General features: G+C 42.2%; 18 protein-coding genes. 6 read left to right on the top strand and 12 right to left on the bottom strand.

The features are described 5' to 3' along the window. Window positions 1–125: 125 nt before the first annotated feature. The 6 genes from megL to pspA all read right to left on the bottom strand — a co-directional run bounded on the left by megL (window position 126) and on the right by pspA (window position 5,317). Window positions 126–1,307 (bottom strand): methionine gamma-lyase, encoded by a 1,182-nt coding sequence (gene megL, locus MTN96_RS28585; RefSeq protein WP_248533599.1) that lies wholly within the window; start codon window positions 1,305–1,307, stop codon window positions 126–128. Window positions 1,308–1,452: 145 nt separating this feature from the next. Then, window positions 1,453–2,481, bottom strand: coding sequence for a TIGR01620 family protein (locus MTN96_RS28580; RefSeq protein WP_248533597.1), 1,029 nt, complete (start codon window positions 2,479–2,481; stop codon window positions 1,453–1,455). After that, on the bottom strand, window positions 2,478–3,902 hold the full coding sequence (locus MTN96_RS28575; protein WP_248533595.1) for a YcjX family protein: 1,425 nt from the start codon (window positions 3,900–3,902) through the stop codon (window positions 2,478–2,480). Before MTN96_RS28575 ends, MTN96_RS28580 begins: the two co-directional genes overlap by 4 nt. Window positions 3,903–3,959: 57 nt before the next feature. Further along, on the bottom strand, window positions 3,960–4,361 hold the full coding sequence (pspC, locus tag MTN96_RS28570) for an envelope stress response membrane protein PspC (protein WP_004586908.1): 402 nt from the start codon (window positions 4,359–4,361) through the stop codon (window positions 3,960–3,962). Continuing rightward, window positions 4,358–4,591 (bottom strand): envelope stress response membrane protein PspB, encoded by a 234-nt coding sequence (gene pspB, locus MTN96_RS28565; RefSeq protein ID WP_004586907.1) that lies wholly within the window; start codon window positions 4,589–4,591, stop codon window positions 4,358–4,360. Before pspB ends, pspC begins: the two co-directional genes overlap by 4 nt. Before the next feature lie 66 nt (window positions 4,592–4,657). Then, the gene (gene pspA / locus MTN96_RS28560; protein WP_004586906.1) at window positions 4,658–5,317 is read right to left on the bottom strand and encodes a phage shock protein PspA; all 660 of its coding nucleotides are present in this window, start codon (window positions 5,315–5,317) and stop codon (window positions 4,658–4,660) included. A 186-nt stretch (window positions 5,318–5,503) separates the two neighbouring features. On the opposite strand from pspA, the gene pspF reads away from it, so the two are divergent. Genes pspF through MTN96_RS28530 form a run of 6 tightly spaced genes read left to right on the top strand, consistent with a single transcriptional unit; the run spans window position 5,504 to window position 11,858 of the window. Beyond that, window positions 5,504–6,568 (top strand): phage shock protein operon transcriptional activator, encoded by a 1,065-nt coding sequence (gene pspF, locus MTN96_RS28555; protein WP_055253116.1) that lies wholly within the window; start codon window positions 5,504–5,506, stop codon window positions 6,566–6,568. 15 nt (window positions 6,569–6,583) lie between these two features. Further along, window positions 6,584–8,191 carry an ABC transporter substrate-binding protein gene (locus MTN96_RS28550; protein ID WP_248533593.1) on the top strand — a complete coding sequence of 536 codons (1,608 nt, stop codon included), beginning with the start codon at window positions 6,584–6,586 and terminating at the stop codon, window positions 8,189–8,191. Then, on the top strand, window positions 8,191–9,225 hold the full coding sequence (locus MTN96_RS28545; RefSeq protein ID WP_004586903.1) for an ABC transporter permease subunit: 1,035 nt from the start codon (window positions 8,191–8,193) through the stop codon (window positions 9,223–9,225). The genes MTN96_RS28550 and MTN96_RS28545 overlap by 1 nt, the downstream gene beginning before the upstream one ends. Next, window positions 9,212–10,105 (top strand): ABC transporter permease subunit, encoded by an 894-nt coding sequence (locus MTN96_RS28540; protein WP_024033801.1) that lies wholly within the window; start codon window positions 9,212–9,214, stop codon window positions 10,103–10,105. Before MTN96_RS28545 ends, MTN96_RS28540 begins: the two co-directional genes overlap by 14 nt. Further along, window positions 10,105–11,097: an oligopeptide/dipeptide ABC transporter ATP-binding protein gene (locus tag MTN96_RS28535; protein ID WP_004586901.1), complete on the top strand. Its 993-nt coding sequence runs from the start codon at window positions 10,105–10,107 to the stop codon at window positions 11,095–11,097. Before MTN96_RS28540 ends, MTN96_RS28535 begins: the two co-directional genes overlap by 1 nt. Further along, window positions 11,097–11,858 carry an ATP-binding cassette domain-containing protein gene (locus tag MTN96_RS28530; RefSeq protein WP_004586900.1) on the top strand — a complete coding sequence of 254 codons (762 nt, stop codon included), beginning with the start codon at window positions 11,097–11,099 and terminating at the stop codon, window positions 11,856–11,858. The genes MTN96_RS28535 and MTN96_RS28530 overlap by 1 nt, the downstream gene beginning before the upstream one ends. Before the next feature lie 115 nt (window positions 11,859–11,973). On the opposite strand, the gene MTN96_RS28525 is transcribed toward MTN96_RS28530, so the two are convergent. The 6 genes from MTN96_RS28525 to tig all read right to left on the bottom strand — a co-directional run. Next, window positions 11,974–13,875 (bottom strand): SurA N-terminal domain-containing protein, encoded by a 1,902-nt coding sequence (locus tag MTN96_RS28525; RefSeq protein WP_248533590.1) that lies wholly within the window; start codon window positions 13,873–13,875, stop codon window positions 11,974–11,976. A gap of 172 nt (window positions 13,876–14,047) precedes the next feature. Beyond that, complete coding sequence (locus MTN96_RS28520) at window positions 14,048–14,347, bottom strand: HU family DNA-binding protein (RefSeq protein WP_286247754.1); 300 nt, start codon at window positions 14,345–14,347, stop codon at window positions 14,048–14,050. A 183-nt stretch (window positions 14,348–14,530) separates the two neighbouring features. After that, window positions 14,531–16,891, bottom strand: a complete 2,361-nt coding sequence (gene lon, locus MTN96_RS28515) for an endopeptidase La (protein WP_248533589.1) — start codon at window positions 16,889–16,891, stop codon at window positions 14,531–14,533. Between the two features lie 150 nt (window positions 16,892–17,041). Further along, window positions 17,042–18,325, bottom strand: coding sequence for an ATP-dependent protease ATP-binding subunit ClpX (gene clpX, locus MTN96_RS28510; RefSeq protein ID WP_004586896.1), 1,284 nt, complete (start codon window positions 18,323–18,325; stop codon window positions 17,042–17,044). A 135-nt stretch (window positions 18,326–18,460) separates the two neighbouring features. After that, window positions 18,461–19,078, bottom strand: coding sequence for an ATP-dependent Clp endopeptidase proteolytic subunit ClpP (gene clpP / locus MTN96_RS28505; RefSeq protein WP_055253119.1), 618 nt, complete (start codon window positions 19,076–19,078; stop codon window positions 18,461–18,463). Window positions 19,079–19,241: 163 nt separating this feature from the next. Beyond that, window positions 19,242–20,498 (bottom strand): trigger factor (gene tig / locus MTN96_RS28500; protein ID WP_248533587.1); only part of this gene is annotated, 1,257 nt, incomplete at its 5' end.

Genomic DNA, 20,498 nt, shown 5'->3' with positions numbered 1-20,498 from the left:
GGATATCTACATTTAGCACGACCCCCTAAAGTGTATAGTTAATATTACACCACCGGCGTTAATATTATACAACCACTAAATTAAAGGTGTTAAGGGTAAATTCAACTGTACACAAATAAATACACCTAACAAATTAATGTAAAAGCTTGGTTTAAGTCGTCAATAATATCGTTAACATCTTCAAGCCCTACAGAGAGTCTTATTAAGCCATCACTTATGCCTGCGGCTGCTCGCTCCTCGGGTGTGTAAGGGGAATGCGTCATTGATGCGGGGTGCTGAATAAGCGTTTCGGCATCACCTAAACTTACAGCAAGTGTGCAAAGCTTCATGCTATCTATAAACTGCGCTCCTTGAGCAAGGGTGCCTTTAATTTCAAATGCAATAACGCCGCCTGCGGCTTTCATTTGCTTGCCTATATATTTGTTGCCAGGGTGCGATTTAAGTCCAGGGTAATAAACAATATTAACCTGTGGGTGCGCCTCTAAATATTCGGCAACCGTTTGCGCGCTTTGGCAATGGCGCTCCATGCGTATGGCTAAAGTTTTTAATCCGCGATTAATAAGCCATGCGTCGTGCGGGCTTATGGTGGCACCAATATCTTTAAGTACCGTCATTTTTATTAAGGTAATGTGCTCATGCGTTCCACACACAAGCCCCGCTACTACATCGCCATGTCCGTTTAAGTACTTAGTGGCACTGTGCACAATAATATCTATGCCGTACTGCTTAGGTGATTGCAGCAGTGGCGTTAAAAAGGTGTTGTCGACCACACTAATTAAATTATGTTGCTTAGCGAGCCCGCCAATTAAGGCTAAATCAATGACTGCCATTGTGGGGTTGATTGGCGTTTCTACAAATATCATTTTTGAATTAGGTTTTATAGCAGCGCGAAGCTCGCCCTCGTTGGTCATATCAACAAAAGTAACTTCAATTCCCCAGCGCGGTAACATGTGAGCAAAAAACGCAAAAGTACATCCATACAATGCACTTGATGCAATTAAATGATCGCCCTGCGATAAAAAGCTTAATACCGACGCCGATACAGCGCCCATACCTGTGGCGGTAGCAGCAGCAGCTTCGCAGCCCTCTAACTGTGCTACTTTTTGCTCAAGTTCGGTGGTGGTTGGGTTACCCAGGCGGGTATAAATATAACCGGGCTCATCGCCTGCAAAACGCGCGGCACCTTGTGCTGCATTTTCAAAATGAAAGGTAGAGGTTTGATACAAAGGCGACGTGAGTGCGCCATGCGGATCGTTTGCTTTTTGCGGGCCATGAATACATTGGGTATTAATATGCTGCTTGCTCATTGTGTGCTCTCGTTTTTATTATGTGTGTCAATTACATAAATAAAACGCACCGCAGTTTAAATCACAAGCATGCCGGATGCTCAGATGGCTATTTGTGCAAAAACCGCTCAGCGCGGTTTTGTACACAAATATTGCCACTGCTACTTTAGGACGTTGGCTCGGCCTTTTTACGGCTCATAATTTTGCTGGCAATACTTTGCACTGTGCCTTTTAACAAGCTGCGTTTGTTTTCAAGCCGTGGTAATGGGCGGCTAAGCTCCATTGCTTTGTAACCAATACGTGCTGTAAAAATACCGGCGCTTACACCTTGCGCTGCACGCCCCGAAAGCTTACCTAAAAGCTCAGCACTTAATGCTGTGGCTGCTAAATCAGATACAAGCTCAGCACTGCCTACAAACATAACTTGTTTTATTAGCATACGGTAGAGCTTAATGCGGCTTGCGTAACCAAAACCAATGCCATAAATTTTACCAATTTGCTCTATTAACTTAGTACCGCGCCAAAGTACCGCCATCATGTCCACCAGCGCAAGGGGGCTTAGGGCAACAAGCAACGCTGACTCTGTCGCAAAGCGGTTTATAAGCTTTTTAGCTTGCGTGTCTTGCGTTATAAGTAAGCTATTTGCGTAAAGGGTCATTATTTCTTTATCGCTATGATGGGTAGCCACTTGGTTTTTAAACGCATCGAAGTTGTCGAGCTGTTGGTGCTTATTTAGTTTTTCAAGCCAGGGTAATGCGCCACCTACTTGCTCACTATTTAAGAGTCTGTCGGCTTCTTGGCGGTGTAATTGATTACGCTTTAAACTGCGCAGCATTCTGTATTCGCGCCATAGCATGCGCCCAATTAGCAACACACCGCTTACCACCGCCGTTAAATAAACACCGCCTAAAATGGCCGACTGCTCAAACGCAAACACTAACGAATACGCAAATTCTAAAAGCACTAACACTAAAAAGCTTACAGCAAACACCCCTTTAAGCGTTTGCCATTTAGACTTTTTATATACCGGCTCTAGGTCTATTTCATCATCAAGAAGTTCATCTTCAGGCTCTTCAATGTATTCACTTTGACCCTGGGTAATTATTTTTGCAGGAGCAAGCGTCGCCTCAACCTGCTCATCAGCTTGGCTATCAATTCGCCTACCTGCTTGAAAAGTTTGCTGTGTGTCGTTCATGATAATTTATCTCCTAACAAGTACTGCATCACATGATCAAGGCGAATATGCTTAAGTTGCTTATCGGGGTTTGGCATAGGCGCAAACGATAAAAACTCAAAGCCCTGCGCTGGCCACTCATTTTTATTAAGCATGCGCTTTGGTGGCTGTGGGGGTAAATAAGTAAGCCAATCTTGCTCGTTTAATGGTTTACCATAAATACAATCAAGCGTTTGCCCTTTATCGGCCACTTGGCGCGGCTGCGTTGCTGCAATTGACGACATTGCCATGGTTTCTATTTGTACGCCATCAAACTTTAAGTGATTACTTTGCTCATGCACTAGTGAGTCAAGTAGTAGTGCTAAGTCTTTATGGTGCTTAGCACTTATATGATCTGACTTATTTGCAGCAAACAGTATTTTATCTATGTTGGGTTTAAATAAACGCTTAAAAAAGCCCGACTCGCCATAATTAAAATGTGCGAGTAATTGGTTTATTACACTACTTTGCTCATGGAGTGTTTCGTGGCCTTCGTTTAAAGCGCTGAGTACGTCTACCAACACAATTTGGCGGTCAAAGTGTTTAAAGTGCTCATTATAAAATGGCTTAACCACCTCTTTTACATAGGCGTTAAAGCGCTTAATTAAGTGCGCTAAGTTAGAGCCAGGCACTACCTCATCACTTTTTATATGCTGCGCATTTACCGGAAAAAACAACAATAGCGGCGCACCTTGCAAGTCGCCAGGCATTAGCATGCGCCCAGGTTGTAACATGGCAAGCTTAGTATCTTTTTTAAGGCCCACCAGCATACTTTGATAAAGCGCTGCAATGTGTGCAAGTAAGGCTTCATCTACGGGGGCATTTAAATCAAGCTGTTCAAGCGCGTTTAAAAATTCAGTAGAGGTGTTCACACGCGGGTGCTGTAACAATAGCGGATATTGTTGCTCGCACCACAAGCTATAGCTTTGCTCAAGCATAGGTAAATCAAGTAGCCATTCACCTGGGTAGTCAATAATATCTAAATACAGCGTAGATTGCGGCGAAAAATGCCCACGTAACCCAGATGCGCTTTGGTATTTAATCGCTAAACGCAGGGTATTAATGCGCTCGGTTGATGCAGGCCATGTAGGCTCCCCATCGCTTGGGAGCAAGGCATTAAGCGCGCGCGGATAGTCAAACGTAGGGACTTTTAACGCCTCTTGCGGCACCACTTTGGTGGCTATATGGCGGTGCTCTCGCATTACATCAAAAAACGGTAAGTTTTTATCATCGCTTTGTGTTGTAAGGTGCTTAACAAGTGCGGTAATAAACGCGGTTTTACCACTACCACTTAAACCCGTTACGGCTAATTTTACGTGTTGATCTAAACTACGATGAAGGGCTTTCTGGGCTGAACCTTTAATGCTTTTAAAGGTTTTTTTGGCAAATGAAGTGCTACTCATAATGGGCTAGCACTTCATTGATGCTGTTAATCACCGAACAAAGTGCTATTAAATCCTTTAAAGTTTGTTGATTTCACGGCTAACCGTAAACTCGCTTGAAGTAACATGGCGCTCCATATCTTGAAGGCGCGTGTCTATTCGCGTTAAACGCTCTTTTAAGTCTTGCAATGCGCGGCGCGGTGGCTCGCCTTTTTGCCATACTTTAAATTTAACTTCTAGCGGATCGTCAGTTTTAGTTGAGCTACTAGTATGTATAGTTGTGGGGTCTTTTTTATCTAAAATAAACCACGCTGCAATATACGCTACCACAAATAATGGGCCACCCGTTAGCAGTACCGCACTAACAAAAATAATGCGAACTAACCATAACTCCATATTAAAGTAGTCACTTAATCCCGCACATACACCGGCGATTTTACCGCGCTGTGGGTCTCTTAATAATTCGCGTTTGGCACTCATACTTTGCGTCTCCATTGTGGTGACTCTTGATCGAGTAATGCTTCAAGGGTTTCTACTCTATCAGCCATTTTTTCGGCCTTGTGGGCAAGTTCCAATAACTGGCGATGTTCATGCTCACTTAACCCTTGGCTCACTTGCTTTTTGCTACGGTAGTGCAAAATTAACCACAGTGGCGCAACAAAAATCATGAACAAGATAAATGGTGCAATTAGTATCTCTGGATCAAACATAATCCTCTCCTGACAATCCGTAATCGATGTTTAAGCAGTGGGGCACTTTAAGTACCCCTTTATAAGTTATTTATCAGCTAGCTTCTTTTTAAGTTCGGCAAGCTCATCATCTATCTTTTCATTTTTTTGTAGGTCGGCAATTTCATCTGCAAGCGACTTTTTACCTAAATCGTAAGACTCTATTTGAGATTCTAGTCCATCAATTTTAGTTTCGTAGCGCTCAAAGCGATTAAGTGCATCTTCTACTTTAGAGCTATCAAGGGCTTTTTTCACTTCAAGGCGCGACTCAGCCGAACGTTGACGTAAAATAATTGCCTTTTGACGTGCTTTAGCATCGGCTAGCTTTTCTTGTAGAGTGGTGACTTCTTGCTGAAGTTTCTCAATATGAGACTCTACATGCTCAAGCTCAGACTCTACTGCTGCAACTGCTTCTGCCGATTTTTGCTTTTCAAGTAATGCTGAACGCGCTAAATCGTCGCGGTCTTTACTTAGTGCAAGCTCTGCTTTGTCTTGCCAATCGCTTACTTGTGCTTTTAGTGTGTCTACACGACGTACTAATTCTTTTTTCTCAGCCAGTGTTTTAGCTGACGTAGAGCGCACCTCTACTAATGTGTCTTCCATCTCTTGGATAATAAGACGAACCATTTTTTCTGGGTCTTCTGCTTTATCTAAAATGGCATTGATATTAGAATTAACAATGTCTGCAAAACGCGAAAAAATTCCCATAACATTTACCTCTGTAATATAAACTTAGTTGGTCTGCTGTAACTAGTATCAATATGCTTGCCAACTTTTTAAAATCTAAAATACACTTTATTTTCATTAAGTTAAACTAAATATACAAATTCCTTTAGTTATCCCTGATTATGAAATACACTAACTGTTAGCAAAAATGACCAAGAGTTAGGAAAAATGAGCCAATATCGCCAACAGGATAATTTACTCGGCCAATCTGATAGCTTTTTAGCTGTACTTGATCAGGTATCGCAGTTAGCTAATTTAGATAAGCCAGTGCTTATTATTGGCGAGCGAGGAACCGGTAAAGAGCTTATAGCCGCCCGTTTACATTTTTTATCAAAGCGTTGGGATCAAAACTACGTAAAGCTTAACTGTGCAGCCCTTAACGAAAACCTCCTCGAAAGCGAATTATTTGGTCATGAAAGCGGTGCTTTTACCGGGGCAAGTAAACGTCACGAAGGTCGCTTTGAGCGCGCTAACAGCGGTACCTTATTTTTAGATGAGCTGGCTAATACATCGGCCATGGTACAAGAAAAGCTTCTGCGCGTTATAGAATACGGTGAATTTGAGCGGGTTGGTGGTAAACACACCGTAAAGGTAGATACTCGTTTAGTGTGTGCCACCAACGAAGATTTACCCCACCTTGCTGAGCAGGGCGAATTTAGAAGTGACTTACTTGACCGCTTAGCCTTTGATGTAATTACCCTGCCACCACTGCGCGAACGTCAAGACGATATTATGCTACTCGCTGAGCAATTTGCCATGAATATGGCACGCGATTTAGAGTGGGAGTTATTTAGTGGCTTTACCCGCAGCGCCACCGAAACCCTGCTAAATTACGATTGGCCGGGTAATATACGCGAGCTTAAAAATGTAGTTGAGCGAAGCTTGTATCGTCATGGCAATGAACATATCCCCGTTCACCAGATTATTTTAGACCCGTTTGAAAGCCGTTTTAGACCCAAAGCACGCATTAAAGCTCCTATTGCAACACCGGTTGCCCCAGCTGAGCCTACAACACTAGCCACACCTGTTAGCGAGCTTAGTAACGAGCTTAGCGCCCCAATTGAATTTCCGTGTAGCTTAAAAGAGCGCTCTAACGAATTTGAAATAAATATGATTAATAAAGCCCTTGAGCATAGCCAATTTAATCAAAAGAAAACTGCAGAAGTACTCGGTTTAACGTATCATCAATTACGTGGTTATCTTAAAAAATACAATTTATTAGAAGATAAATAGTTAGAGGTTATGCGAGTGCATAAAATACTACTTGTTTTACTAGCCAGCATCTTAACAGGCTGCTTTGATAGTAAAGAAGAAATAATAGCAGAGAAAAACCAAGGCCTCGTTTATTGCGCCGAAGCGAACCCTGTGTCGTTTAATCCGCAAGTAACAACCACTGGCTCAACTATTGATATTATTGCTAATCAGTTATTTGACCGTTTAATTAGTATTGACCCTGTTACTGCAGATTTTAAAAGTGAGCTGGCAACCGATTGGAAAATTAGCAACGATGGAAAGTCGGTTACCTTTACGCTGCGTAAAGGCGTAAAATTTCATTCTACCTCGTACTTTACCCCTACTCGCGATTTTAACGCTGATGATGTTATTTTTACCTTTAGCCGATTATTTGACGTGTACAACCCGTACCATTTTGTAGGCGATGCAAACTACCCGTATTTTCAAAGTGTGGGGCTCGATCAGCTTATTCGTAAAATTGTGCGCGTGTCTGACTATCAAGTGCGCTTTGAGCTATTTCACCCAGAAAGCAGTTTTTTAACGAACATGGCCACCGACTTTGCCGTGGTGCTGTCGCAAGAATACGCAATGCAATTAAAAGCGCGAGATCAAACTAATTTATTTGATCAGTACCCTATTGGCACAGGCCCCTACATTTATAAAGAGTACCGACGCGATCACTTAGTGCGCTTTTACCGCAACCCCCTTTATTGGAAGCACGATGTTGCCCTTGAACAGCTGGTTTACGACATTACGACAAACGGCACTACGCGCATAGCAAAAATGCTCACTAAAGAGTGCGATGTAACCGCGCACCCAAGTAGTGCACAACTGAGTATTTTAGCGCAACGAGACGATATAAACGTTGAAAAAGAAACCAATTTAAATATTGGTTATTGGGCCTTTAATACTGAGCGCGCCCCTTTTGATGACATTAGAGTACGCAGAGCCCTTGCGCATGCAATTGATATAGACAAAATAATGCAAGCCGTTTATTACGGTAATGGTATACGCGCGCAATCTATTTTACCGCCAACCTCGTGGGGCTTTGAACCACAAGAAAACATGCCTATGTTTGACCCAGAGCTAGCTAAAAAACTACTCATAGAAGCGGGGTTACCGAATGGCTTTGATATGACCATTTGGGCAATGCCGGTGAGTCGAATATACAATCCTAATGCCCGTAAAATGGCTGAGCTGATGCAAAGCGATTTACGAAAAATAGGTGTTAACGTGAGTATTGTTGAGTACGAGTGGAATACTTTTATTCAGCGTATAGGTGAGCACCGCCACGATAGCGTATTACTCGGCTGGGCTGCCGATACCCCCGATCCAGATAACTTTTTTAGCCCATTGCTAAGCTGCACTGCCACTTTTAGCGGTAAAAACCCAGCCAATTGGTGTAACCCGCAGTTTGACTTATTGCTTACCCAAGCGCTCGACACCACCGATTTAAGCTTACGCAAACAGTATTACGATCAGGTTCAAGCGCTCATTGTAGATCAGCTTCCGTTAGTGCCTATTGCTCATGGTATGCGTTTTCAAGCAAATAGTGCCGATGTAGAAGGGATAACCCTTGGCCCATTTGGGGCGATTTCACTCGCAAATGCGAGGAAAAAATAATGATACTTGATTATATATTACGCCGCCTTGGCTTGTTTTTGTTCATGATTTTAATGCTAAGCATATTTACCTTTTCGCTTAGCTACTTGTTCCCAGGGGATCCGCTTAGCAACCTAAGTGGCATTCCTAGCGGTAATTTTTCTCAGCACAGTGAGCTTGAAGATAAATACATGTATGACAGCAACTACGTTATGCAGTATTTAGCGTTTTTAGGGCGTATATTTCAAGGTGACTGGGGCGTGTCGTTTGCCTCGGGAGATAACGTTTTTCAGCACATTTTAGATTTAATTCCAGCAACTTTAGAGCTGTGTGTTTATGCGCTTATTGTATCGGTTGTGGTAGGTGTACCAGCGGGCATTTTGGCCTCAGCATATACACGCCGTTGGCCAGATAAATTAATTAGCTCTACCACCATGATTGGTTACTCTATTCCGGTTTTTTGGTTAGCGCTGTTACTTATTATGATTTTTTCGCTCAAACTGGGCTGGTTTCCTATGTCGGGTAGAATGGGGTTACTATTTGAAATACCGCCTAATACCGGGTTTATATTAATCGATATTATGCTCGCAGGCTTCCCCTACAAAGGTGAAGCATTTATAGATGCACTGCATCACTTAACATTGCCAACCATAGTGCTAGCCATGTTTCCTACCACTGTTTTAGTGCGCTTTACCCGCGACTCTATGCTTAAAGTAATGGATCAAAGCTTTATAAAAACAGCCAGGGCAAAAGGCCTTAATCGCCGCCAATTAATCATGCATCATGCGCTGCGCAATGCGCTATTGCCGGTAATAAAACAAATAGGGCTGCAATTTAGTACGCTTATTACGCTTGCCATGATAACCGAAGTTATTTTTTCTTGGCCTGGTATTGGCCGTTGGCTAATCGATAGTATTTACCAACGAGACTACCCTGCTATTCAAGGCGGTTTAATGGCGGTGTCTATGTTTGTTATTATTGCCACTATTGTTGCCGAGCTTACATATACTCTGTTCGACCCAATTTCGCGGAATCAGGCACATGGTAAAGTTTAAATTATTTTCTGAAGAGTCGAATAAATCGCCGCTGGCGCGTTTTTGGCGCAAATTTAAAAACAATCACCCCGCCTTGGTGGGGTTATGGATTTTTATGGCGTTTGCGTTATTGGCCGCCAGTGCGCCCTTTTTAGCGCCGTATGGAGTTAACCAGCAACATAGCGATGCTTTACTTATACCGCCATCATGGCGAGAAATGGGTGATGTGCGCTTTATTTTAGGCACCGATGATTTAGGACGCGATGTACTCTCACGCTTGATGAATGGCGCAACTTACACGTTTGGCTTATCGGTGGTGGCTGCCTTTATTACTACCATTATTGGTGTGCTTGTTGGCACTTTTGCCGGCATTAGCCGCGGCCTTCGCTCAAGCTTTTTAAATCACTTGCTTGATATCACGCTCTCTATTCCGTCTTTGCTATTGGCGATTATTATTATCGCAGTGCTTGGGCCGGGCTTAATGAATACAGTGTGGGCCATTATACTGGCGTTATTACCGCAATTTATTCACTCTATTCGTAATTTAATTGTTGATGAGCTAAGCAAAGACTACATTACCGCTTTTAGGCTTGATGGTGCCTCTAACTGGCATATTTTGTCGCGGGGTATTTTTCCTAATATTTATGAGCACATTGTGGTTATTTTTACCACCGCGCTTTCTACTGCTATTTTAGATATTGCTGCCTTAGGCTTTTTAAAACTTGGTGCACAGCCCCCAACTACCGAATGGGGCGCCATACTGGCTGAGAATTTAGGCCTTATATATTTAGCACCTTGGACCGTTGCGCTACCGGGTGTATTATTATTTTTAGCGGTTTTGTCTACCAATTTAGTAGGTGATGGCCTACGAAAAGTGCTTAAAGCACGTAAGGCTGATTAATGCAATTACTCGACGTTAGAAATTTAACCATAGAGCTGCGTACCTCTGAAACGGTAATTCGCGCTGTAGACAGAGTCAGCTTTAGCCTAAAAGAAGGCGAAGTACATGGCTTGGTGGGAGAGTCGGGCTCTGGTAAAAGCTTAATAGCCAAAGCCATTGTTGGGGTACTTAACGAACGCTGGCATATAACAGCCGATAGAATGCATTGGCGCGGTGTTGATTTAATGCGCTTAACCCCAGAGCAACGCAGAAAAACAGTCAGCCAAGACATTGCGATGATTTACCAAGACCCTAGCCGCTGCCTTGACCCAACCGCTAAAATATTTGACCAAATAGCCGAAACACTGCCTGAAACATCCACTAAAGGCTTTTTTTTAAAGCGCAATAGAGAACGTAAAGACCGCGTAAAAGCACTTATCCATAAAGTGGGTATTAAAAACCACGACGCTGTGCTTGATAGTTACCCGCACGAGCTCTCAGAAGGCGTGTGCCAAAAGGTGATGATTGCCATGGCCATAGCTCGCACTCCTAAGCTACTAATTGCTGATGAGCCGACTACAGCGCTTGAAAGCACCACCCGTGCACAGGTATTTAGGTTGCTAAAAAGCTTAAATCAATTAAAAAACATGTCTATTTTGATGATTTCTCATGAGCTTGAAGAAATAGCCGACTGGTCGCACGGTATTCATGTTTTATATTGTGGGCAAATGGTTGAAGCCGGCCCAACGCAACGTATTTTTCGCCAGCCTCGCCACCCTTACACGCAAGCGTTATTAAAAAGCTTACCCAATTACGAGCAAGGCTTAGCACACAAAGAACCCTTTTATGCACTTAAAGGCACTATCCCTACTTTGCAACATTTACCTATCGGTTGCCGATTAGGCCCACGCTGCCCTCAAGCACAAAAAGAATGTGTAATTACCCCTGCACTTACTAAGCACCATGGGCACAGCTATGCGTGTCATTTTCCGCTTATTAAGGAGATGAAGTAATGCAACCGGTATTAAAAGTACAAGCGCTTTGTAAAACCTTTAACATACGTGCCGGTTTATTTAGCCGCAAAAAATTTGAGGTACTAAAAAATATCTCTTTTTGTGTGGGCAAAGGCGAAACAATCGCAGTAATCGGTGAAACCGGTGCGGGTAAAAGTACACTCGCTAAATTACTCGCAGGGGCCGATAGCGCCGACAGTGGGCAAATTTTATTAGAAAGTAATATTATTGAAGATGACGGCGTGCGCGATGATCAATGTCGACATATCCGCATGATATTCCAAGACTCCGCTGCCTCGCTCAACCCAGGTCTCACCATAGGTGATATGCTAGATGATTGCTTGCAGTATAATACCGATTCAGACCAACTGGCTCGCCAAGAAAAAATAGATGCCACGCTTTCTAAAGTAGGGCTGCTAATCGATCATCAACATTATTACCCTCACATGTTTAGTGTAGGCCAATTGCAGCGTGTAGCGTTGGCGCGGGCGCTCATTTTAGACCCTAAAGTGGTGGTGCTTGATGAAGCTCTATCGGCTTTAGATCCCTCCGTTCGTGCTCAAACAGTTAACTTATTACTTAAGCTGCAAAAAGAAACCGGTCTAACTTATGTACTCATTACGCACCATTTAAGTTTAGTGCGCCATATCAGCGATCAGCTAGTGGTGCTTGAAAAAGGTGAGGTAGTAGAATATGGGCGTACCGAAGAGGTGTTTCAAAATCCGCAATCAAAAGTAACACAGCGCCTAATTTGCTGTTAATTCTAAGCTTATATTTATAAAACAATACTGCCTAATCATTTTACTAAGCACACATTGAAGTTATAAAAAAGGCGCGTTACTTATAAAGTAACGCGCCTTTTTTAATGTGTCGCGATTATTCTGCTGCTTGCTCTTCCACGGGTAGGTTTAGCTCAGCTTTAGCCTTTAAAGACTCAATAAACGCTAAGTAGTTTTTGTTAGCTTGCGCCATAGTAATGTTTTGCTGTACTTGCGGGTCGATATTTGCGGTTACTTGCGCATCGCTTACCGATTTAAGTGCAACAATTGCTGCATCACCGTTGTTTAAATCAACCACGTCTGTGCTTGGTGCATCATTAGGACGAGGCATTTTAAACGCTTGTGTTACAATAGCAGGCGAAACCGTGTAGCTTTGACGCGTTAAGCTCGCTTCTTCACGTACCGTTAGGTTTTGCTCACTGGCCACATCGCTTAGCGTTTTACCTGCTTGGACTTGTGCAAATAACTCACGTGCTTTTTCTTTAGCAAGTGTTGATGCTTTTTCATTAACTAAACGTGTTTTGATTTGCTCACTCACTTGCGCAAGCGGTTTAGTTGCAGATGGCTCGTATTTATTTACACGTACTACAATAACGTGCTCATCACCTAGCTCAATCACTTCTGAGTTTACTTTATCTTCAAGTAATTCTACTGAGAACAACTGTGAAATTACCGCAGGTGTATTAAGTGGCTCTGGCAATGCATTACGTGCAACAAGTGGCGTGGTTTTAACTTCAACGTCTGCCATTTCTGCTGCATCGTCTAAACGGTCAGAAATCTCAAATGCTAAGGCACCCATTTCTGTTTGCTTTTCGTAAAACGCATCTACTTTTTCAGTTTGCTCAAGCTCTGCACGTAAGTCGGCTTTTACGTCGTCATACGCTTTCACTTGCTCTGGCTGTAAGTCAGTAAGTTTAATAATGTGATAACCAAACTCTGATGCTACAACTTCTGAAATATCACCTTTGTTTTGAAGCGCAAATGCAGCATCTTCAAAAGCTGGGTCCATTACATCGCGCTCAATCCACTCTAGGTCGCCGCCCATTTCGCCACTCACAACATCATCAGATGATGACTCTGCAAGCTGTGCAAAATCAGCACCTTGCTCTAACTGCTCATGTAATGCGTTGGCTTTTTCAAGCGCGGCATCATCATCTTCGCTGTTATCAATTAAAATGTGTGATACACGGCGTTTTTCAGGCTCGATGTATTGTGCTTTATTTTGCTCATAATACGCTTTTACGTCGTCTTCTGTTACCGACTCTACGGTGATATCTTGTGCTTTAAGCTCAATGTAATCAACCGATACACGCTCTGGCGATAAAAATTGTGATGCGTTTAGCTCGTAGTAATCAGCAATTTCTTGCTCAGATACGTCTACGTTTGCTTGTAACGCTTCTTTGCTTAACACAAGGTAGTCTATGCTACGCGTTTGCTGCTGCAGGGCTGCAGCGCGTTTAAGCTCGTTTTCAAGTGCAAACTCAGTACCAGCAACCGCAGACACTAATTGGCTGCGTGTCATGTCTTTACGTAAGTACTCACGAAAAGCATCTGGTTGAAAGTTCATTTGACGAATTACTTGTAGGTAACGGTCGTTATTAAATTTTTCACCAATTTGAAAGTACGGTAGTTCTAAAATTGTTTTACGTACGCTGTCGTCGCTTACGCGAAGGCCTAAATCTGCCGCTAATTGTGATTGCAATTCTTGTTGTACTAAGCGGTCAATTACACCTTGACGAATTTGCGCCATGTAATTTGGATCTGCACTGATTTGTGCAAAGTATTCGCCAAATTGTTGCTCTAAACGGCTACGTTCGTTTTGATAAGCACGATTAAATTCGGTTTGGCTAATTTTAATTCCATTTACTTCAGCAACGGGTTGTTCTGGGGTTTGACCTAAGTAACTACCGATCCCTGCTAAGGCAAAAGATAAAATCACCGCGCCTAAAATTATTTTGGCTACAGGACCCTGTGAGCCCTCTCTGATTTTCTCAAGCATTTGTTTATCTCTTATTGATCAAGGTATTTTACCTTGTCATATGTAAAAAAAGCGTATCTTACCAGATACGCTTTTTCACTTGAAGTAACTGGCGGTGAAGTTACTTAATTCATCGATTAGGATAATTAAGTTTATATACACTCGCCATAACTAATCTGTATTTAAACAGTGATTAGTTTACTGCGTCTTTCAGCGCTTTACCGGCTTTGAAAGAAGGAATATTTGCCGCAGCGATTTGGATAGTTTCACCAGTTTGTGGGTTACGGCCTGAACGAGCAGCACGCTCGCGTACTGAGAAAGTACCAAAACCTACAAGTGCAACTGAATCGCCATCTTTAAGCGCTCCAGATACAGACTCGATGAATGAATCTAGTGCACGACCTGCAGCCGCTTTAGAAATGTCAGCGTCAGCTGCGATTTGATCGATTAATTGAGATTTATTCACAATATCATCCTCTTTCATTGTTATTATCAAGAGCGATTGTTTTTTAAACTAACATCACTTTTTTGAAAATTTTAGAGCAAACTTTTAATGCTCACATGATTATATTTTTCTTAAGCCTAGGCCCCATAAGGGCTAGGCTCGAAAACCAGTGCTTAACTTATCATACCGATTAGATTTGAAAAGCCCTTTAAAGCACTTTTTTTGGGTTTTTTATTGGTTTTTCGGTGTTTCGACTGAAAAACTCTCAACAGGATGCACTAAAGCTAACTTTAATACTTCATCAATCCACGTAACTGGGTGAACATCTAAGCCTGCCAGTACGTTATCTGGGATCTCTTTTAAGTCACGTTCGTTAATTTTAGGAATGATGACTGTTTTAATTCCACCACGGTGTGCAGCAAGTAGTTTCTCTTTTAAACCACCAATAGGCAGTACTTCACCGCGCAGTGTTATTTCACCTGTCATTGCTACATCGGCTTTAACGGGGTTACCTGTTAAGCTCGATACTAAACCCGTTACCATTGCTGCACCGGCGCTTGGGCCATCTTTAGGGGTCGCGCCCTCTGGTACATGCACATGAATGTCGCGTTTTTCGTAAAAATCGTTATTAATACGGAACGTATCAGCACGATTACGAACCACCGTCATGGCCGCTTGTATCGACTCTTGCATTACATCGCCCAGTGAGCCTGTGTAGCTTAGCTTGCCTTTACCTGGCACAGCCGCACATTCAATGGTCAGTAAATCGCCGCCTACTTCGGTCCACGCTAAGCCTGTTACCTGGCCAATGCGGTCACCGTCTTCAGCTTTACCGTAGTCGTAGCGCTGTACACCTAAAAACTCTTCTAGGTTATCTTGATTGATAGTGACTGTTTTAGTCTCTTTATCAAGTAAGATATTTTTAACGGCTTTACGACATAGTTTAGATACTTCGCGCTCTAAATTACGTACGCCCGCTTCACGCGTGTAGTAACGAATAATGCCAATAATTGCACTGTCTTCTATTACTAGCTCAGAAGGTTTTAAACCATTGCGCTTAACTTGCTTAGTAATTAAGTGCTCTTTTGCAATGTTTAGCTTTTCATCTTCGGTGTAACCCGATAAGCGAATAACTTCCATTCTGTCTAATAATGGACCAGGGATATTAAAGCTGTTTGATGTTGCTACAAACATTACATCCGATAAATCGTAGTCTACTTCTAAGTAGTGATCAGCAAAGTGGCTGTTTTGCTCCGGATCGAGCACCTCTAATAGTGCTGATGCTGGGTCGCCGCGCATATCAGATGACATTTTGTCGATTTCATCTAACAAGAATAATGGGTTTTTAACGCCCACTTTTGTCATGTTTTGAATCAGCTTGCCTGGCATAGAGCCAATGTAAGTACGACGATGACCACGAATTTCAGCTTCGTCACGTACACCACCTAAAGCCATACGAACATATTTACGACCCGTAGAGCGTGCAATAGACTGCCCTAGTGACGTTTTACCTACACCCGGTGGTCCTACTAAACATAAAATAGGCCCTTTAAGCTTATTAGTACGTTGTTGCACCGCGAGGTATTCAATTATGCGTTCTTTAACTTTATCTAAGCCGTGGTGATCGCTATCAAGAATTTTTTGCGCGCCTGCTAAGTCTTTTTTCACTTTCGAGCGTTTTTTCCATGGTACGTTAATTAACGTATCAATGTATGAACGCACTACAGTGGCCTCTGCAGACATTGGCGACATCATTTTAAGCTTATTAAGCTCAGTTGATGCTTTTTCTTTCGCTTCTTCTGGCATACCTGATTCTTCAATACGCTTTTTAAGCGCTTCAAATTCGTCAGGTACATCATCAAGCTCACCAAGTTCTTTTTGAATGGCTTTCATTTGCTCGTTGAGGTAGTACTCGCGCTGAGACTTTTCCATCTGCTTTTTCACGCGGGTACGAATTTTTTTCTCAACTTGCAATAAGTCTATTTCACCTTCCATTAGTGCCATTAAGTATTCTAAGCGCTCTGTAACGCTTGAAATTTCTAACACTTTTTGTTTTTCAGGCACTTTTAATGGCATATGCGCTGCCATTGTATCGGCAAGGCGTGCTGGCTCATCAATGCCTGAAACAGAGGTTAATACCTCAGGTGGAATTTTTTTATTAAGTTTTACATAGCCTTCAAACTGGCTAACAGCGCTGCGGATGAAAATATCTTGTTCTTGCTCATCCACTGAATCAGATTCGATGAACTGAGCATTCGCTACAAAAAACTCATCGTTATCTACAAATTCTTCAATTTGTGCGCGCTGCGTACCTTCAACTAAAACTTTAACTGTACCGTCTGGTAACTTTAATAACTGAAGTACAGTAGCAATAGTACCGATACGGTAAATATCGTCTTGCTCAGGTTCGTCTACAGTTGCATCTTTTTGTGCAACCAAGAAAATTTGTTTGTCTTTATCCATTGCCGCTTCGAGGCATTTTATTGATTTTTCACGGCCTACAAAAAGCGGGATCACCATGTGCGGATATACCACAACATCGCGCAGTGCTAACACTGGGATTTCGACTCGATCGGTTCTCTCAAGCGTCATTATAGTTTCTCTTCGCACTTCATTTATTTAAAAGATTACTCAAGTATATGGGGATAATCTAATTAAAGTTCAACAATTTTCTCCAACTCGTTCAAATTAATTATAAAAAAAGGAGCCTAAGGCTCCTTTTTTATACAAATAGCTTAAAAACTACTCTGATGCAGCTTTATCTTGATTATTGTTTTCATAAATCAAGATTGGGTCAGATTCACCTTTAATCACGGTTTCATCTATAACCACTTTGCTTACATCATCCATTGATGGCAGCTCATACATAGTATCAAGCAGTACGCCTTCAACAATTGAGCGTAGTCCGCGAGCACCTGTTTTACGCTCCATTGCTTTGTGAGCAATAGCGCTTAGTGCATCATCACGGAACTCTAATTCAACGTCTTCCATACCAAACAATACAGAGAACTGTTTAGTAATGGCGTTTTTAGGTTCACTTAATATTTGTACAAGTGCCGCTTCATCAAGCTCAGTTAATGTAGCAACAACAGGTAAACGACCAATAAACTCAGGAATTAAGCCGTACTTAACTAAATCTTCTGGCTCTACGTCTTTAAATGTTTCGCTTAAAGAGCGGCTCGACGCTGACTCTTTAACGTTAACACCAAAGCCAATTCCGGTATTTTTATGGCTACGCTGTTCGATTACTTTATCTAGGCCTGCAAATGCACCACCACAGATAAATAAAATCTTAGAGGTATCAACCTGTAAAAACTCTTGCTGCGGGTGCTTACGACCACCTTGTGGTGGTACTGAGGCAACCGTGCCTTCAATTAGTTTAAGCAGCGCTTGTTGTACGCCCTCACCCGACACGTCACGTGTAATAGATGGGTTATCTGATTTACGCGAAATTTTGTCAATTTCATCAATGTAAACAATACCACGTTGCGCTTTTTCTACGTCGTAGTCACATTTTTGTAGCAGTTTTTGAATGATGTTTTCTACATCTTCACCTACATAACCGGCTTCGGTTAGTGTAGTTGCATCTGCCATAGTAAACGGTACATCAAGTAAACGCGCAAGTGTTTCTGCCAGTAATGTTTTACCACTACCTGTAGGGCCAATAAGCAAAATGTTACTTTTACCTAGTTCTACTTCTTGCTTTGTAGATTGGTTACGTAGGCGCTTGTAGTGATTGTATACCGCTACAGACAATACTTTTTTAGCATGGTCTTGACCAATTACGTAGTCATCTAAGTGATTACGAATTTCTTTTGGCACAGGTAGTTTATCAGACGAATTATGCTTAGGAGCAATGTCTTTGATTTCTTCCCTGATAATATCGTTACACAGCTCTACACATTCATCACAAATGTATACTGAAGGACCTGCAATTAATTTACGCACTTCGTGTTGGCTTTTGCCACAAAAAGAGCAGTATAACAATTTATTACTTTTGTCGCCGTCTGTAGGAGTGTCAGACATTCAGCTACCTCTTTTATACGTTGGCTGCCAAATAAGGTTGGCAACTATTTCAAATTCGCTTTTAACTATACCAAAATTTACTGGTTTTCGCATAGTAACTCAAAGTGGCAAGCAATTATTTGCTTGCCTACACGCTTACTTGCTTTCGCGACTTGTAAACACTGAGTCAACCAGGCCGTAATCTACAGCTTGTGATGCACTCATAAAGTTATCACGGTCAGTATCGCGTGAAATAACATCTAATGGCTGGCCTGTATGCTCTGCCATTAAGCGGTTAAGTTTGTCTTTAATAGACAGAATTTCTTTTGCGTGTATTTCAAAGTCAGATGCTTGACCTTGGAAACCACCTAACGGTTGGTGAATCATTACACGTGAGTTTGGTAAACAAAAACGCTTACCTTTAGCGCCAGCAGTAAGCAAAAATGCGCCCATGCTTGCCGCTTGGCCAACACAAATTGTACTTACATCTGGTTTGATGAAGTTCATTGTATCGTAAATTGCCATACCAGCGGTTACCGAACCACCTGGTGAATTAATATATAAAAAGATATCTTTTTCAGGGTTCTCTGATTCTAAAAATAGCATTTGCGCTAAAATTAGGTTTGCCATGTTGTCTTCAACTTGGCCCGTTAAAAAGATAATTCGCTCTTTTAATAGACGCGAATAAATGTCATACGAGCGCTCACCTTTAGCTGTTTGTTCAACAACCATAGGGACTAATGCATTTAGGGGATCTGTCATACCAGTGTTCATACTTTTTTAATTCCTTATGCGCTTATGCTTTTTCTTACTAAAGGAAGCATAGTTATCATTTTTCGCAAATTATGGGGCACAAACTAAAATGGCCCGGGCACACTGCATAAACAGAGTAACACGAGCCATTTAATCGTTAGCGAGCGCTTAAGTCAATGACTTATTAAGCACCTTGCTGAGGATTCATGATGTCATCAAATGCTTTTTCAACGTCAGACACGTTTGCTTTAGCTAAAATAGCTTCAACAGCTTGCTCTTCCATTGCAACATTACGCATTTGCTGCATAAGTTGATCATTTGCTTTGTAGTATTCTACTACTTCAGTTGGATCTTCGTAAGCAGATGCAACTGTAGCAATTAATGCTTCAACTTTTTCATCATCAACTTTGATATCGTTTGCTTTGATCACTTCACCTAGTAATAGGCCAGTTTTAACGCGAGTTACAGCTTGCTCGTGGAACAATTCAGCTGGAAGCTCAGGCATGTTTTTAGCGTCGCCACCAAAACGTTGAGCTGCTTGCTGACGTAATGCGTCAACTTCTTGATCAATAAGTGCTTTAGGCACTTCGATTTCGTTGTTTTCTAAAAGACCTTTAATCGCTTGGTCTTTCACGTTAGCTTTAACCGCTTGGTCTAGCTCACGTGTCATGTTCTTTTTAACTTCTTCTTTAAGCGCGTCTACGCCGCCTTCGGTAACACCGAACTTAGTTGCAAACTCTTCGCTTAATTCAGGTAGCTCTTGTGCTTCAACTTTTTTCACTGTGATAGTGAATTGAGCCGCTTTACCTTTCAGGTTTTCAGCGTGGTAATCTTCAGGGAAAGTTACATCAGCAACTACTTCTTCGCCTGCTTTTTTACCAACGATGTTGTCTTCAAAACCTGGGATCATACGACCTTGGCCAAGCTCAAGTGGGAAGTCTTCAGCTTTGCCGCCTTCAAACTCTTCACCGTCGATAGTACCTACGAAATCAACTGTTACACGGTCGTTTTCGCCAGCAGCTGCGTCAACATCAGCCCAAGAAGCGTGTTGCTTACGAAGTGTTTCTAGCATGTTTGCTAAATCTTCGTCAGTTACTGTTACCGCTGGTTTTTCTACTGCAATTTTGTCTAAACCTTGAACTTCAACTTCAGGGTATACTTCAAACGTTGCTGTAAACTCTAAATCTTTACCTGCTTCAAGTGATTTAGGTGCAAATGATGGTGCGCCAGCAGGGTTAATTTTTTCAGCAACAATTGCTTCAATGTAGTTACGCTGCATTACTTCGCCAGCTACTTCTTGACGAACCGCAGGTCCAAAACGCTTGTTAATTACTGAAACTGGTACTTTACCAGCACGGAAGCCATCGATACGCTGCGTTTTTGACAGTTGTTGTAAGCGTTTTTTTACTTCGGTCTCAACGTTCTCTGCAGGAACGGTGAT

Source organism: Pseudoalteromonas sp. 2CM28B, assembly GCF_023161935.1.
This window is presented reverse-complemented; position numbering and strand designations above follow the sequence as displayed.

What these genes read in the sequence shown, in the direction of transcription:
- clpX (WP_004586896.1), bottom strand. Translation starts at nt 18,325, where the DNA reads ATGTCTGACACTCCTACAGACGGCGACAAAAGTAATAAATTGTTATAC.
- MTN96_RS28575 (WP_248533595.1), bottom strand. Translation starts at nt 3,902, where the DNA reads ATGAGTAGCACTTCATTTGCCAAAAAAACCTTTAAAAGCATTAAAGGT.
- pspA (WP_004586906.1), bottom strand. Translation starts at nt 5,317, where the DNA reads ATGGGAATTTTTTCGCGTTTTGCAGACATTGTTAATTCTAATATCAAT.
- MTN96_RS28530 (WP_004586900.1), top strand. Translation starts at nt 11,097, where the DNA reads ATGCAACCGGTATTAAAAGTACAAGCGCTTTGTAAAACCTTTAACATA.
- MTN96_RS28540 (WP_024033801.1), top strand. Translation starts at nt 9,212, where the DNA reads ATGGTAAAGTTTAAATTATTTTCTGAAGAGTCGAATAAATCGCCGCTG.
- pspC (WP_004586908.1), bottom strand. Translation starts at nt 4,361, where the DNA reads ATGAGTGCCAAACGCGAATTATTAAGAGACCCACAGCGCGGTAAAATC.
- MTN96_RS28580 (WP_248533597.1), bottom strand. Translation starts at nt 2,481, where the DNA reads ATGAACGACACACAGCAAACTTTTCAAGCAGGTAGGCGAATTGATAGC.
- clpP (WP_055253119.1), bottom strand. Translation starts at nt 19,078, where the DNA reads ATGAACACTGGTATGACAGATCCCCTAAATGCATTAGTCCCTATGGTT.
- MTN96_RS28535 (WP_004586901.1), top strand. Translation starts at nt 10,105, where the DNA reads ATGCAATTACTCGACGTTAGAAATTTAACCATAGAGCTGCGTACCTCT.
- megL (WP_248533599.1), bottom strand. Translation starts at nt 1,307, where the DNA reads ATGAGCAAGCAGCATATTAATACCCAATGTATTCATGGCCCGCAAAAA.
- lon (WP_248533589.1), bottom strand. Translation starts at nt 16,891, where the DNA reads ATGACGCTTGAGAGAACCGATCGAGTCGAAATCCCAGTGTTAGCACTG.
- MTN96_RS28545 (WP_004586903.1), top strand. Translation starts at nt 8,191, where the DNA reads ATGATACTTGATTATATATTACGCCGCCTTGGCTTGTTTTTGTTCATG.
- pspF (WP_055253116.1), top strand. Translation starts at nt 5,504, where the DNA reads ATGAGCCAATATCGCCAACAGGATAATTTACTCGGCCAATCTGATAGC.
- MTN96_RS28525 (WP_248533590.1), bottom strand. Translation starts at nt 13,875, where the DNA reads ATGCTTGAGAAAATCAGAGAGGGCTCACAGGGTCCTGTAGCCAAAATA.
- pspB (WP_004586907.1), bottom strand. Translation starts at nt 4,591, where the DNA reads ATGTTTGATCCAGAGATACTAATTGCACCATTTATCTTGTTCATGATT.